This is a genomic window from Rhizobium sp. NLR22b (genome assembly GCF_019685295.1).
Lineage (GTDB): Bacteria > Pseudomonadota > Alphaproteobacteria > Rhizobiales > Rhizobiaceae > Rhizobium.
In genome coordinates, this window is the sequence record NZ_JABDWM010000003.1 from 331,405 (window position 1) to 344,986 (window position 13,582).

A 13,582-nucleotide genomic window follows, 5' to 3' on the forward strand; every position below is an offset into this window, starting at 1 on the left:
GATGCAGGTGATTTGCAGAACTCTCAGCATGGCGCAACCAATACTACAACCGTCGAGGCCTCGCAATTCGCGGGGCCGTTTCTTTTGGAGATGGTGAATGCCCAGAAATCCATCCACCGGCGTTTATTCAAAACCCGCCGGCACGACGCCGTCAGTCGGTCAGATTATCGACCCGGCGCCGTGGAACCAGTTGACGTCCGACCTCGGCAACGAGATCACCAACTCGCTGCCACGTGACGGCTCGGCGCCGATGGTTGCGCCCATCAAGGCGGCAAGCGGCACTGTTTCGGCGCCGGGTGTCGGCTTCGCATCGAACCCACAGACCGGCATCTACCTCAAGGGTGGAGGTCTCCTCGGGTTCACACAAAACGGCGTCGATGTTACCTTCGACAAGGGCATGGTCTACGCGGCGAAGTCAGGCGACTACACTGCGCTCGCGTCCGACGATAATGCTGTACATCGCTTCACAGCCGCCGCTACGCTTACCCTGACAGCCGCCGCAACGCTGGGCGCCAACTGGCACTATGTGGCAATTGCCGATGGCGGCGACGTGACGATTGACCCGAACGGCTCGGAGACGATCGACGGGGCTGCAACGCTGGTTGTCCCGAACGGATATTCCGCCTTCATCATCTGCAGCGGGTCCGCTTTCTTCACCAACAAGGTTCTGACGAGGCTTGTGGCCAAAGCCGACAGCTCCGCGGTAGGCAGCTTCATCGATGGGCTTCTGCTCTCGAACAACGCGTCCAACCCTAACACGCATATTGATTTTGCGGCCGGTTCGGTCCGGTCAGGATCGTCCTTCGTCTCCAATGGCAGCAGCTTCACCAAGCGCATCAACGGGACATGGGCAGTCGGAACTGGCAATGGCTCTCTGGACACCGGAGCATTAGCAGCCAGCGCCACGTATTTCGCCTATGCGCTGCGCAAGGATTCCGACCTGTCTTTCGACGTGGTTTTCTCAACCTCGGCGACGATCGGCGGCGTGACGACGACTCTGCTCACCGGCTACACCATCGTGAAACAGATCGGCGTCGTGCTGACGGATGCAAGCTCGAATATCCGGCAGTTCATCATGTACCCGCGTGACTTCTATCAATTTATCACGCCCATAAGAGAAGCAACCAACATTCCCATCTCAACGGTGTCGGCGCTCCTGGCGATCACGGTTCCAAATGGAGTGAAGGCCGAGGCGAGGCTACGTCTCATGTTCTCCTCCAGCGCGACGACCAACTCCGCTCTCGTCCACGACCCGGCAAAGGGAACACTGATCGCCGGCGGCAATGACTCAGGCGGAAGTGTGGGCACGATCCAAGTGGCAAGCGGCTTTGCGGTCGGGGGAGGCGATGTCTGGACGAACACGAGCAGGCAAGTGCGATACGTGTCTGGCGCGTCCGGCAGTTTGTGGGTCTGGACGGACGGTTTCTATTTCCCATGCGGGAGGACTGCATAATGCCATACGTTTCACGATCGAGCGACGGCGCCATCAATGGAGTGTTTGAGCAGCTGCAGGAGGGCACGGCAGAAGAGTTCTTCGTCGATGACGATCCCGCCCTCACCGCGTTTCTGAATGCCGCAACTAAGGTTTCCTCGGTCTCCGCTCGGCAATTCCGATTGCAGCTTCGTCGCTCCCGATTGCTCGACGCGGTCAAGGCATGGGTAGCGCAGCAGGACGGCGAGACGCAGGATTCCTTTGAGTACAGCCGCGACTTCGTCAAGGAAAGTCCAATGATGTTGGCGGGATTCGCTGCAATGGGCTTCACGCAGCAGCAGATCGATGAATTCTTCACCGCGGCCGCCAAGCTATGAGCGCGTCGATCGTCCGCTACATCGCCTATTGGCCGGAAAACCTCGCGTTCGTGCTGCTCTCCTATCTGCTGTCACCCGTTCTCGCGGCTCTGTCGCTCCTGATCGGCCCGCGTCTCCCCGGCATCCTGCAATGGTTCTCGACAGTCGACGCTGATCTCGATGGCGGGATAGGGCAGGGCGTCAAAGGCTATCGCGCCGATCTCGCCGGCTGGCGCCTCTGGTGGCAGCGGACATGCTGGATCTGCCGCAATCCCGCCCACGGGTGGCAATCGCGTCTCTTGGGTATGCCTGCCGCCGGAACCATCATTATCGAGCAGCAGATCACCGAAACCCCTAAAAATCAGTGGTACGTCATGGAGACGGCCAAGGGCGCGCGGTTCTTCTGTTTCAAGCGTGATCAGCCGCTCATCGGTGGCTTCTATCTCAAAATCTGGCTCGGCTGGGTAAACAAGTCCTACGACGGCCGGAACCATCATTACGCATTCCAGATCGGCCCTAAGCGCCGGTCCTAACGATCACCCTCACAATTTGGAGCATGCCCAATGGCGCGACAAGTCAACGCCACGACCGAAGCTGCGCTCAAGCAGTGGGAGTTCTTCATTCCGTTCGTTTATGACGACGCCGATCCGAAGCCGGGCCTGAAGAAGACGCGGCTGCGGCCGGGAATGAAGATTCGCGGTACGGCGACCCAGGGCTACGGCCATACCGGCCCGGACGTCTATCCCGGTGCACCTGACATCACCGAAGCCCAGGCGCTCGCGTGGCTCCGCAGTGACCTCGATCCGTGCGAGCGCGCTGTTGCGACGTTGGTGAAGGTCGATCTGACCGATAATCAATTCGGCGCCCTCGTCATGTTCGCCTTCAACGCCGGTATCGGCGCCTTCAAGTCGTCGACGCTGCTGAAGAAACTGAACGCCGGCAACTACGCCGCCGTGCCTGGTGAGCTGGCGAAGTGGAACAAGACGACGATCGACGGCAAGAAGGTTGTCAGCAACGGCCTGGTGAACCGCAGAGCGGCGGAGGCGGGACTCTGGGCCAAGGGCGGCTATATCCAGTCCAGCGGCACGCCAGCCCTCCCGCAGCGCGCCCCTCTCATCAACGGCAAGGTCGTCAGCACGATCACCGCAGTTTCATCCACCGGAGCGCTGCAGTTCATCCCGCATGATGGCCCACTGGCTTATGCTCTTGCCGGCGTCCTTGTTCTTGCCTGCATCGCTGGTATCGGCCTATATGCCTGGGATCGGGTGAAGAACTAATGGACTTCTTCACCAAGCTCATACCGGACAGCTTTAAGCTCCCGGTCGTCCTAGCGCTCGGGCTCGTTCTCGGTGCAGTGGCTGCTTTCTACCCGGCCAAATGGATAGGCGCTCGCGAGGAGCGGCAGGCCCAACAGGTCAAAGCGGCCAAGGAAGCGCTCGACCGCATCAACACCCTGGAGAAGAACAATGCGAATTTCAGGAATCTTCCTGCTTTCGAGCGTTGCCGCGTGTTCATGCGCGATAGCGGGCTGCCAGCAGACGAATGCGGTCAACGGTAGCGGCTACCAGTTTACCCGCTTCTCCGATCCCAAAGCGGCTTTCCTGGCCTCGCAAGATCCGACCGCCGGGCCCTCCATCGCTTCCAACAATCAGCAATGCCGCCAAGACGCGGCCTGCCGGAAGTAGCGCGGCAATCCCAAACCAGAAAATCGAGGCAAGACACTATGACGAGCGCACAGGGCGACCGGCAGGCTGCAGTTCGCAGTTCCACCGGCACATCACTCAGCTACGAAGGCGACTGGTCGGCGCTCTTTGATATGGTGGGAATCCCGAATGTCGGCGGCTTCAATGGGCGCCTTCTCGCGTGGATCAACTATGCGCTGGGGACAAGCTACGCCGAGCTGAACGGCGCTATGGCCGCATATGCCGCATCAGCTGGTGCTGCCAACTGGTCGAGCATGAACACGCTTCCAAGTGGAGCCGGACATCCGACATGGGTCGCTGATCCTAATCGCTACATGCCGGCGGCGACCGGGACACGCTGGCCCACTGGCAGCACAACGACGCCTTGGACCTATCAGACGGGGCTCAACTACCAGTGCTCAAAGCTGTTCTTTGGTTCGCCGGACTATCCAACGAACGATTTTCTTATCCCATTTGTCGGCTTTGCGCTGACCGAAGGTGGGAACGCGCCGCAAGAAACGCAGTCGCCCAACGCCGATATGCTGATTGATGAAGTGTTCTTCATCCATCCAGATGGCACGGAATACCCGATCTTGTTCAGCGGTGTTGCTGCCGCGACCGTCACCGCGGCGACCGGCATTGTTTACGGTCAAGTCACGCTGCCCTCGGCTCTGCCCGCCTGGTCGATCTTCGGCGTTCGCACCGTCTATCACGGCACGGTCGGGAATACCTTTGCCGCCGCCTATCGCTGCCAGCGCCACCGGGGAGAGAAATATTGGGGCGCGGCCGACCTGACGTCTATTCGCGCCCTGGCGACGGCCAATGGGCCTTCTACGGCGGCGCTCGATAGTGACGCGCTTTACAACACAGTCGGCAATGCCACCAACTCTCAACAGATGGCCTACGGCCCCTGCATGGTTCTCGCCAAGGGATGGGACGGCCGGCCGGTTCCTCTGGTCCTGGCCGACAGTTTGATCGAGCGGCAGGAGATTGCCGCGTCTGCGGACGCTCGGCGTAATTTGGGTATCGGCCGGCGCTGGCTAGATCAACGCGACCCAGCGCAGGGTAGCATTATGCCGCTGGTAATGGGCGTGCCTGGCTCGAAGTCTGCGCAAGAGCTGGCAACCAATGCGCTCAAGCGTTGGGACATGATCGACGCTATCGCCACAACGTTCAACGGTGGCAAACCGATATGGACATTTGTCCTTGATTGGTCAGGTCGAAACGACACTAACGCCACCGTAGCGTCGACCTGGGCGGCCGCCAAGACAGCTCTTCCCGGAACGCGCGTGCGCGGACGATATGGCGCCGGAACGCATATCGTCGGCGTGACCATGTGGCCTACCGTTGGCTCGGGTGACTCCGGGAGAACCGTCGCGGCGTATACCGTGACAGCACAGTGGAGCACGGTGTTGGCAGCGGCAAATGCGCTTGTGCTGGCGAGCGCGGCTTACAACAAGACCATAGACGTGTTCCCGGCGTTTATGTCGGACGTTGATCCGACTAAACCGCCCGCCGCTGAGACGTTCCCTTTGGGCAACATAACGGGGCACCCAGGCAACCAGGACGGCGTCACCACCTGGGACACCATGCGTGTTCCCTCAAGCATACCGCAGGGCGCGCGCGTCATGTTTGAATATCAGCCCGGATTATTTACAAGCCGGACGCTGGTCGAGAAAAAGACCGACTATGGCGACGGCACGGCTGATTTCAGGGTCGCCGAAGTCCTCGCTACCAACGTGCAGGATAATGCGTTGTTGATGGGGCACGCCTACACAGCGGCGGACTTCATCCACCCCGCGCTCTATCATGTCCTCAGGACCGTGAGCCGGATCCCGCAATCCGAGAAGCTGAAATTCTACCCATAGGCGCCCGAATGGATGACATCCAACGACGACATCCTGCGTGCTCTCGGGCGTGTGGAGGGAAGACTTACCGGGATAGAGGAGAATATGGCGCTCCTTCGGGAAGATGTGAGTGATGAGAAAGAGAACGCCCATGAAAGTCGATCAGTGATCCATCGGCGACTCGATGAGCAGGCAAAACAGATAGCTCACTTCGAAACCACGGTAGCTATAAGCGGAGCGGTGGACGCTCAGATCCGAGAGGAGATCAAAACTCTCAAGGCCACCGTGGAGCACAACCATGCGGCCACCCAGCCGGCCTTAGAGGATTGGAAGCGCATAAAGACGATCGGTTACGGCGTCTCGGGCGTCATAGCCATGGCTGGGCTGACCGCCGGTGCTACGATCACGTGGATGAGCGACGGCGTTGTCGCATGGCTGCGGCATTGGCTGAAGATCAATTGATTGATGGGATCTGACGATTATGCGCATGACCAGATGCCACCATAAGGATTACGCCAAATTAAGGACAACCCTAACGCTTGCGGCCGACAGCCTTCTGAGTCAATTTAAAGTTTACTAACCGGATCAGGGCGGAGTTATGGCCGGCTAGTGCGTATCGCTTTGGCAACATGGGAGGGTAACATGCGATTATTTGCATTTGCATTGGCAATTTTGTCGCTAACTGCCACGATGTTCTTCCCCGAAATCAAAATGGCAAAAGCATGCGGTCGATGCGAGTATAAAGATAGCTTCGGTATTTGCATGCCCTACGACAAATGTGTGATACCGCAGATCATACAATCGACCCCAGTTGTAGTGGGAATTAAGGTGGCTCAGGCTCTCGCCACCGGCGATGAAAAAAAGATAAGAGAAAGTATAGGATCTGCAGTCATCAACTCTGGTTGCCCACTTTGCATATCAGTCGCACACACAGTACTTCCGAATTTGTCTGATCAGCAAATAAATTCAATTGCTGGAGAGGGAGTTCTGGTATGGATGGCCACTGGTGATCCAGTGGTTGTAGCGATTGATGTTGGTACAAATATAGCCAATGCCCAAACCGTTAAAGGTCCTGAACAAGATCCTGGCGCGGCCCAGGCGCAGCCTGTGCCAGGTCGACATCCACCGACATACACGGCAACAGCCGAGTGTCTCTCTCGAAACGACCTGGCGAGATATGTCGCTGGGTGGAAAGGCCCTCCGGAATTTATTGATGAGGCGGGGAACAAAAGCACTTTCCCCAATGTCGATCTCCGTCCCGGCGACACAGTCGTTGTGACCGCCCCGCCGTGCCAGAAATGGGAAGGCTCGATAGCTAAAGCGGCGATCAACTTTGAGACGACAACCTATATCGCCGGAAAGCCTGAGCAGATTAAGTTTTTTATCTATGGCCACTAGCCACCGACGCTCTCTGCATGTGATCTTCCCGTTTCCTCGCCGTTAGCGGTAAATGTTCACCAGTTGCAGGGGACTCCGGTCCTCGGCGCCGCTGAAGACGACACGCAAGCACGTTTCAGCCAAAAAAATGTTCATCGGAGGTTCATTCGGCGAGTGTAACCGTTTGCAGTATATGGCCCACGTACCAAGGAGCGTGTCATGGTTCTCGTTGCATCGACCAAGTCATATCGCATCTCTCACAAACTTCTTCTCTCCGCCGCCGGCTCTCTTGTGGCTGCTTTCATAATGTCGTCGCCGGCACATGCTCTGACGATGAAGGAATGCAGTACAAAATATCAGGCGGCCAAAGCCGACGGCTCTGCCAAAGACATGAAATGGAACGATTTCCGCGCGAAATTCTGTGGCGCGGACGCTGCCGCCGCCGACAAAGAAGACGAGGCGGACGTCGCAAAAACAACCGAGAAAGAGCCGGAAAAGCCTACGACTGCTGCCCCAAAAAGCGTGAAGTTCCCGAAGGCAGTCGACAAGAAATACTCGAGCGAAACGCCTGCCAAGGGTCGTTTGCACACCTGCGTTGATGCCTATCACGCTGCCAAGGATGCGGGCACGCTCGGCGATCTGAAATGGATCCAGAAGGGTGGCGGCTATTGGAGCCTCTGCAACACAAGTATTAAAAGCGCGGGCTGAACGGAGCCAAGCGCTTGCAAAATGGGGGCCGCTATGTAAGCGGCCTCTTTGTCTCCGCTCGCTAGGATTTCGATTTCCGCCAGCCGGCAGCCCATGCTTCGAATTCCGAGCAGAACCACCGTTCGCCATACTGGGGACTGATCTTCGTCTGTGCGTAGTATTTCTGCCCCGGCACGTGGAAGATGCGCTCGCCCGTGTCAATGGAGATGTTGCCCTTGATCCTGCATGCTAGGCCGGAGCCGCCAGAAGCGCTCCATGAGGCCAGCATGTCGCTCGCGGTCCAGCCGCCGGCCGCACCAAATGCGACCGCGCCGATCACCAAACCTGGCGCCCTGAACAACACCGATCTCCTATGCGGATCGCGATAACCCTGACGCATGCCCCCATCCCCGTCATTTCGCGCGAAGAAGGTAACCGTGCTGGATCACGACGAATATCTATCCAAAAGGCGTATCGTGATACTTGGGTTCCGCGAGCACTATTGCAGGGCTCGCTAGCTAATCACACCAGTCATTCCGTTGCTTCGGGCTCCAGGTCCGCGCGAATCCTTCGCGAAGCAGCTTCTTCCCGATCTCTTCCCCATTCGTTCGGTAGATGTTAACGAGTGGTCGGTGCGATGGCGTACGGTCCACCGCGCCGCTCCATGCGATCCGCAATCCCTTTTCGCTCAGAAGCTCTTTCAGCCTGCCTTTGGCGATCAGCGCCAACTTCCGTTCCTTCATGCACTTGGCATGACTCCCGATCTCCGGCGTGTCGATTCCCGAGACGAACGGGATATCTTCCCCCAGCAGTCGCATGTTTTGCCCATCGCATTTCACGGTGTCGCCATCAACGGCCGTCAGGGAGGCGCAGAGAATCAATCCAGCGATCATTCGCTCGTTGCCACGACTGGCTCGCTCTTTGGCATGCTTCGCATTATCTCGAGCAATTCTTCCATAAATTCCCTGGCCTGCTCACAGCCGCCTATAAGCGCGCTTCTTTGGTCGCGGTCATCCACCGCATGCGCCGCCATCTCTAGCAGGCGGAGTTGGTCCCGCAGAAGGTTGGCCTTATCGATAAGGTCTATGCGGATCGTCATTGTTGCCTCCCTGACGCGTCATGCGGTGCCGTCTACGTCGCCATCTTCGTCCAGCTCATGCACCGGCAGATAGGTGTTCTTCTCCATCCACTCCCGGACGATGAACCTGACGGTATCATTGCGCATCTTGCCTAGCTCGCCGGACAGATCCCGGAGAGATTCTTCAATGTCGTCGTCGAACGCGATCGATCCGGAGTTTCGCAACAGCAGCGCGGCGCGGCGAAGCATGATCTGCAGATCAGCCCGGGAGACATCCGCGATCCGATCGGCGGCGTCTTCGAGGATGGTGGCTAGGTCGGGCTTGGTCATGGTGTCAAGGCCGTGGTTCTTTACCCCTTGTGAATTGTACTATCGCGTTGTTAGATAAATTAGGAATCCCAAATTAACGAGGCCCAGCGCCCAGACGAGAAATCGAAGGCGCTTAACTTCCTTCTTCGCATTGCTGGAGGAATAGTAGGCAAGAGCCGCATCTTGTCGCGCGTGGGCGATTAACCTGTCTCGTGTGTCCTCATCGAGCCCATAACTGGTTGGCCAATCATTTTTCAGCTCGCACAGGTCCTCCTTCAGGACAAAGCGGGCCATGGTGGCTTCGACCGCATCTTGGGTGACTCTGCCCTGGACTGATCTGATCGTCTCCAGTTCCAGCTTCACGGCCTCCTTAAAAGTCAGCTTAGCCATTTATTCCTCGTCACCTTCATCCACAAACACTCATAGAATACCAAAGGTCCGAAGAGCGATTGCCATTAGAAGACCAATCAGGACATACCCTGTGTTACGGATCTCATGAAGATGCTTGTTCGCCCAACCGAGGCGATGATGGATGTAGTAGAGGTACGCATTATCGCTTAGGTGATTTCGCAGATCATCATAATCTCTGGCGCCGCCCCTCTTGATGCGATCACGTTCAAGCTCGGCAAGTATGTCAGCGTCGGTCTTCTTTCGAAACATGTATTCGGCTCCAGTATAGAATCGCCCGAGTTGAACCAGCGTATTGGGTGGCTGTAGCCCTACCATCCTCCAGGGCGAGACATCGCGCTTCGGTTCCCGCAAAGGCTACCGTCCGCCGCCCGGTCGTAATAGGAATAACAATTGCCAGGGTAGCGCCGATACGGCGTGTAACCACCGCCGCCGCAATTACCATTCGCGCAAACCGCGGCAGCCGTCCCGACCAATGCGAGGCCGACAACAACTGCGGCGGCCTGCCTTTGCTGTATAACCATCTGCTGACATTCCGGGATGCTCATCCCGCGTCGGTTCAACTCCGCAACGAGCTGGAGCTGGAACTGTGGATCTTGCGTTTCAAATACGGTCTTGCAGAGCGCCGCCTTGCTAACCGCAGACGGTTTCTTGTTGAACTCAGCCGGCGTCGTCGTGCACCCCGCCAACGCAAGTGATATCGTCGCGACGCCAAAGCGCCGGACTGCCAAACTTATTTTCACGGATAACCCCTCAGTTGCCCGCTGCTAACATGGCAGAACGCCGCTCCACGTCAAATTGCATTTTAACATATCGTTAACGCACCTTTGGGATGCATCTGGCCGGCAGCCAAGAAGTTTTCCACGGTTTGGCCCATAGTCGTACATCTAACTGTGGATGTTAGGTCCGGCGAAACGATGTGGCGCAGCAACCTGTTCTCTTCTCAGTGTTCCTCTCTAACGCTCCCAGCGACAAAGCGAGGAACAAAAATGCAGGAAAACATTCGCCCGATAGCGCCCGTAAGTATTTCTGGTCTGGAGCCGCAGGCGCCGCCAACCGGCATGCCTATTTTCGAGCTGGTGAAGCCAACGGACCTCTATGTAGATCCGGCATATCAGCGAAACATCAGCGAGAAGGGCATGCGTCAGATCCGGCGTATCATCGAGGGTTTTGATTGGACGAGTTTTAAGCCCCCGATCTGTGCATATGCCGAAAGCGAAGGCCTGACCATCTTGAAGGTCTTGGACGGCCAGCACACGGCTATCGCCGCCGCTTCAAACCCCCATATCGCCCAGATCCCCGTGATGATCGTAGAGGCCGCCAGTACGACGGCTCAAGCAAAGGCATTCATTGGACAAAATACCGATCGTTTGGCCGTTACCACGCTTCAACTGCATCAGGCCGCGCTTGCGGCTGCGGACGAAGACGCGCAGACACTCGAGCTCGTGTGCACGAGGGCGAATGTGAGGGTGATGAAAAGTCCCAACGCCTATACCGGCACGGGTGCGCGCCAAACGATCGCTGTCAAGCAGATCGAAGCTCTTATAGCGAGGCGCGGGCCTATGTTCGCCCGGGAGATTCTGGAAATCCTTGCCAACGCTGAGATCGGTCCTTTGACTGCATCTCAAATCAAGGCGGTCGAAATGCTCATGACAGAGCCAAAATACTGCGACTTCGTGTTACCCGACGACATAACGGTTGCCATGGTAGATCTCTTGTCCGCTGCAGAGGAGGAGGCGAAGATCTTCTCCGCCAGCCACAAAATTACGTTCTGGCGGGCATTGGGCATCACGTGGTTTCAGAAGGCGAAGAAGCGGAAACAGCCGTTATCGCGCGTAGCGTGATAAGCTCAGGCGCCAGGCGTTAATCTACCTGGCGCTTCCTTTTCCTCGACGTCATTGGCCGGCGCGGCAAGCTTTGCGGTTAGATAAAGGGCAATGGCGCGTTTAAGCTCGATTTGCCATGTTCCCAGGCTGATCTCTGTCCGTTCGTGCTGTCGGCTGTTGTGACCAGAACGGACCTCCGCTACCACTTCAACAGCCGACAATTCCGGTCCGGTAATTTCCCTCCAGCGGCGGAGGCGATGACCTCAAACGCGGGGTTCGAGCTGTTCCGGGCGTTTGCTACAATTCGATGACAATCCCTAACGATAAAGCGCGTCGAAGAAAGCAACCATTGGCTCGCAATCAGCACGAAGAGTGAGTCCTTTTATCGCACTGTCGGAGACGGGGACGAAGCTTTGGGCGAAGTAGGACCAGTTGTACAACCGGTCCCCCTCATCATGCCTGACCACGAGCACTGCGTGAAACGCGAACTGGTAGTCGGTGGAACCACCGCCATTTGTAAACGGTGTCCGCATCCTCAAACCCGCCAATTCAGCCCGTCGGGTTACTGCCTTGTACTGCCCGAGATAATCCTTGGGCACCTGCACGCAATAGGGATGTGAACCGGAGACCGCGAGTGCACGCCACTCCACAATCTTGATGTTGAGGGCGGACCAAAGAAAGAGGGCGGCAATAGGTCCTGCAACCGACGACACAACCACCATGTGTAGCAGTTTGACCGCTCTCTGGCTATCGATCCGGCCTGGCGCGAGCGCAAGGATCGGCAGATCGACCAGCGCAGCCAGCAACAACCAGGTGGCGGGACCAAACTGATCTGTCAACAATACCACTAGGCCAACAGCCAGACTTACCCCGAAGTGCACAGCGGCGGCTCGCTTCATTAGGCGAGAAGCCGGTTGATCCAGAATAAGTGCACCGGCCGAAATGGCAAAAGCCAAAAGCGGACCCGAAAACCACAACAAACTAATAAGGACAGGGGTGATGTGCCAACTGTCGTAGGCGATCGGATGGAGTGACCATAGTAAAATCCCTGCCATCAAAGAGACCCAGCCGCAGAGCAGGATTAAGCGGAGTACCGGCAATGGGCTTCGCCATGAAGATATCCCGTGCAAGTCCTGACCAATGGTCATTTGGCCCATCAAGCTTCCCCATCCCCTTCGCCATTGCGTCCAGCTCATACATCGGCAGATAGGTGTTCTACTTCATCCACTCCCGTACGACATACCTGATCGCGTCCTAGCGCGTCAGCACCAATTCACTGCATAGATTACGAATCGCCTCAAGTCGTCGTCGAGGGCGATTGATCCGGCGTTGCGCAGCCGCAAAGCTGCCCGCCGAAGCATGATCTGCAGGTCAGCACGGAAATATCCGCGATCGGATCGGCGGCGTACTCGAGGAGAGTGGGGGGTGTCAGGTGCGCCGAGGACAGCTCTATCTGTAGAGCGCCAAATGCAATATCGGCATCTTCATCGCCCAAAGATGGGATGCGGCAGCGATGATAACGGCCCATGCGGCCAGCGAAAACATGACCGCCGCTAACTTGATCCCGACTGGCTGCATCATTTCCTCCATCCCAGCATGATCGTGCTCCTCCGCACGATCGAAAGCTAGCAGGGTGCAGGTCGATCAGCTATCGCAAGAAATTGCTACCGGATGCCGCTGCGGTGCGCCGGAAAGATGCAAAGTTTTCGTGATGCGACGCTTCTCTCTATCCCTCAAACGACAAAGTAGAAACTGTCGTATTGCGCGCCGAAATAATCGGGACCGCTGTTTTCCGTGACGATCGGTTCGCTGTCGAGCAGGAGGTAATCGATATCGCCGTAGGCGCTGAGGTCGATCAGCTGGGGATTATCGATGCTGTCGGCGGTTATGGTCACGGTTGTGGAGAAGACGATGTTGCCGTTCAGCTGCCCTTCGATCGTCAGGACGTTGTCATAGTTCGATGTTCCGTTGGCAACTTCGAACTGCTTGATCTGGAAGGGGCCGCCATCCGCTGAATAGATGGGGGTCCAGAAGACGCCCCCACCCAGGTAGTGGTTGCCGTCGGCGTCCTCGCGCACTGTCGCGTCGTCGCCGTCTCGCCAGGCGCCCCAATCGAAGCCTTTGTAGCCGGTGGGAAAGTCGCTTTGGCCGACATCCTCGAAATTGACGAAGACGTCGCCGCGTTCCGGCAGATCGATTGCGATACTGAACGCACCGACATCGGTGGCGCCTTTGCCGTCGGATATCTTGAAAGTGAACTTCTCGACGAGCTGATCTCCCGGCCCGAGGGCGGCGACCTCCGGCTTGGAGTGATCGAGCGCGTAGGTGTACGTCCCGTCGGAAAAAATGGTGAGTGTGCCGTATTTTCCTTCGATGATGGTCTTTATCGGCTGGCCTTCAGGATCGGCCGGCTGCTTGATGCGCTGCCCGTTGACGAAATTCAGGCGCACCGAATCTCCGTCGGTATCGTAGGAGTTTTCGAGAACATCGCCGCTGATCGGATCGTCGAGATTGAAAACAGGCAGGTATACATTGCCCGCGAATGGTTTGTGGTTTGCCATTTCTACCTCCCGGCTAATG

The 13,582-nt window shown here is 57.3% G+C and carries 18 protein-coding genes and 1 pseudogene; 10 read left to right on the plus strand and 9 right to left on the minus strand.

Going from position 1 to position 13,582, the window contains the following annotated elements:
* Positions 1-97: 97 nt before the first annotated feature.
* The 9 genes from HJC00_RS07705 to HJC00_RS07745 all read left to right on the plus strand — a co-directional run bounded on the left by HJC00_RS07705 (position 98) and on the right by HJC00_RS07745 (position 7,402).
* The gene (locus tag HJC00_RS07705) at positions 98-1,453 is read left to right on the plus strand and encodes a hypothetical protein (RefSeq protein WP_221134822.1); all 1,356 of its coding nucleotides are present in this window, start codon (positions 98-100) and stop codon (positions 1,451-1,453) included.
* A complete protein-coding gene (locus HJC00_RS07710; protein WP_221134836.1) occupies positions 1,453-1,809 on the plus strand; it encodes a hypothetical protein in 357 nt (118 codons plus the stop codon). Before HJC00_RS07705 ends, HJC00_RS07710 begins: the two co-directional genes overlap by 1 nt.
* Positions 1,806-2,321, plus strand: coding sequence for a hypothetical protein (locus HJC00_RS07715; RefSeq protein ID WP_221134823.1), 516 nt, complete (start codon positions 1,806-1,808; stop codon positions 2,319-2,321). Before HJC00_RS07710 ends, HJC00_RS07715 begins: the two co-directional genes overlap by 4 nt.
* 30 nt (positions 2,322-2,351) lie before the next feature.
* Positions 2,352-3,065: a lysozyme gene (locus tag HJC00_RS07720; protein WP_221134824.1), complete on the plus strand. Its 714-nt coding sequence runs from the start codon at positions 2,352-2,354 to the stop codon at positions 3,063-3,065.
* Positions 3,065-3,346 (plus strand): hypothetical protein, encoded by a 282-nt coding sequence (locus HJC00_RS07725; protein WP_221134825.1) that lies wholly within the window; start codon positions 3,065-3,067, stop codon positions 3,344-3,346. Before HJC00_RS07720 ends, HJC00_RS07725 begins: the two co-directional genes overlap by 1 nt.
* 399 nt (positions 3,347-3,745) lie before the next feature.
* The gene (locus tag HJC00_RS07730) at positions 3,746-5,338 is read left to right on the plus strand and encodes a hypothetical protein (RefSeq protein WP_221134837.1); all 1,593 of its coding nucleotides are present in this window, start codon (positions 3,746-3,748) and stop codon (positions 5,336-5,338) included.
* A gap of 12 nt (positions 5,339-5,350) precedes the next feature.
* Positions 5,351-5,779, plus strand: a complete 429-nt coding sequence (locus HJC00_RS07735; RefSeq protein ID WP_221134826.1) for a DUF1515 domain-containing protein — start codon at positions 5,351-5,353, stop codon at positions 5,777-5,779.
* Positions 5,780-5,959: 180 nt separating this feature from the next.
* Positions 5,960-6,715 (plus strand): hypothetical protein, encoded by a 756-nt coding sequence (locus HJC00_RS07740; RefSeq protein ID WP_221134827.1) that lies wholly within the window; start codon positions 5,960-5,962, stop codon positions 6,713-6,715.
* 231 nt (positions 6,716-6,946) lie between these two features.
* Positions 6,947-7,402 (plus strand): hypothetical protein, encoded by a 456-nt coding sequence (locus HJC00_RS07745; RefSeq protein WP_221134838.1) that lies wholly within the window; start codon positions 6,947-6,949, stop codon positions 7,400-7,402.
* Positions 7,403-7,463: 61 nt separating this feature from the next.
* Here HJC00_RS07745 and HJC00_RS07750 read toward each other — a convergent pair whose 3' ends face one another.
* The 6 genes from HJC00_RS07750 to HJC00_RS07775 form a co-directional block, all read right to left on the minus strand.
* Positions 7,464-7,781 (minus strand): succinoglycan biosynthesis protein exoi, encoded by a 318-nt coding sequence (locus HJC00_RS07750; RefSeq protein WP_221134828.1) that lies wholly within the window; start codon positions 7,779-7,781, stop codon positions 7,464-7,466.
* A 118-nt stretch (positions 7,782-7,899) separates the two neighbouring features.
* Positions 7,900-8,274 (minus strand): thermonuclease family protein, encoded by a 375-nt coding sequence (locus HJC00_RS07755; protein WP_221134829.1) that lies wholly within the window; start codon positions 8,272-8,274, stop codon positions 7,900-7,902.
* Positions 8,271-8,480 (minus strand): hypothetical protein, encoded by a 210-nt coding sequence (locus HJC00_RS07760; RefSeq protein ID WP_221134830.1) that lies wholly within the window; start codon positions 8,478-8,480, stop codon positions 8,271-8,273. Before HJC00_RS07760 ends, HJC00_RS07755 begins: the two co-directional genes overlap by 4 nt.
* A gap of 18 nt (positions 8,481-8,498) precedes the next feature.
* Entirely contained in the window at positions 8,499-8,789 is a 291-nt protein-coding gene (locus HJC00_RS07765) for a CopG family transcriptional regulator (protein WP_221134831.1), read from the minus strand.
* A 39-nt stretch (positions 8,790-8,828) separates the two neighbouring features.
* The gene (locus HJC00_RS07770) at positions 8,829-9,158 is read right to left on the minus strand and encodes a hypothetical protein (RefSeq protein WP_221134832.1); all 330 of its coding nucleotides are present in this window, start codon (positions 9,156-9,158) and stop codon (positions 8,829-8,831) included.
* Positions 9,159-9,188: 30 nt separating this feature from the next.
* A complete protein-coding gene (locus tag HJC00_RS07775) occupies positions 9,189-9,428 on the minus strand; it encodes a hypothetical protein (protein WP_221152475.1) in 240 nt (79 codons plus the stop codon).
* Between the two features lie 737 nt (positions 9,429-10,165).
* Between HJC00_RS07775 and HJC00_RS07780 the strand changes: the two genes are divergently transcribed.
* The gene (locus HJC00_RS07780; protein ID WP_221134833.1) at positions 10,166-11,020 is read left to right on the plus strand and encodes a hypothetical protein; all 855 of its coding nucleotides are present in this window, start codon (positions 10,166-10,168) and stop codon (positions 11,018-11,020) included.
* Between the two features lie 299 nt (positions 11,021-11,319).
* On the opposite strand, the gene HJC00_RS07785 is transcribed toward HJC00_RS07780, so the two are convergent.
* The 3 genes and pseudogenes from HJC00_RS07785 to HJC00_RS07790 form a co-directional block, all read right to left on the minus strand.
* Positions 11,320-12,159, minus strand: a complete 840-nt coding sequence (locus tag HJC00_RS07785) for a hypothetical protein (RefSeq protein WP_221154666.1) — start codon at positions 12,157-12,159, stop codon at positions 11,320-11,322.
* A 58-nt stretch (positions 12,160-12,217) separates the two neighbouring features.
* Positions 12,218-12,434: pseudogene (locus HJC00_RS32375) on the minus strand (CopG family transcriptional regulator).
* Positions 12,435-12,735: 301 nt separating this feature from the next.
* Positions 12,736-13,563 carry a VCBS domain-containing protein gene (locus tag HJC00_RS07790; protein ID WP_221123913.1) on the minus strand — a complete coding sequence of 276 codons (828 nt, stop codon included), beginning with the start codon at positions 13,561-13,563 and terminating at the stop codon, positions 12,736-12,738.
* Between the last annotated feature and the right edge of the window lie 19 nt (positions 13,564-13,582).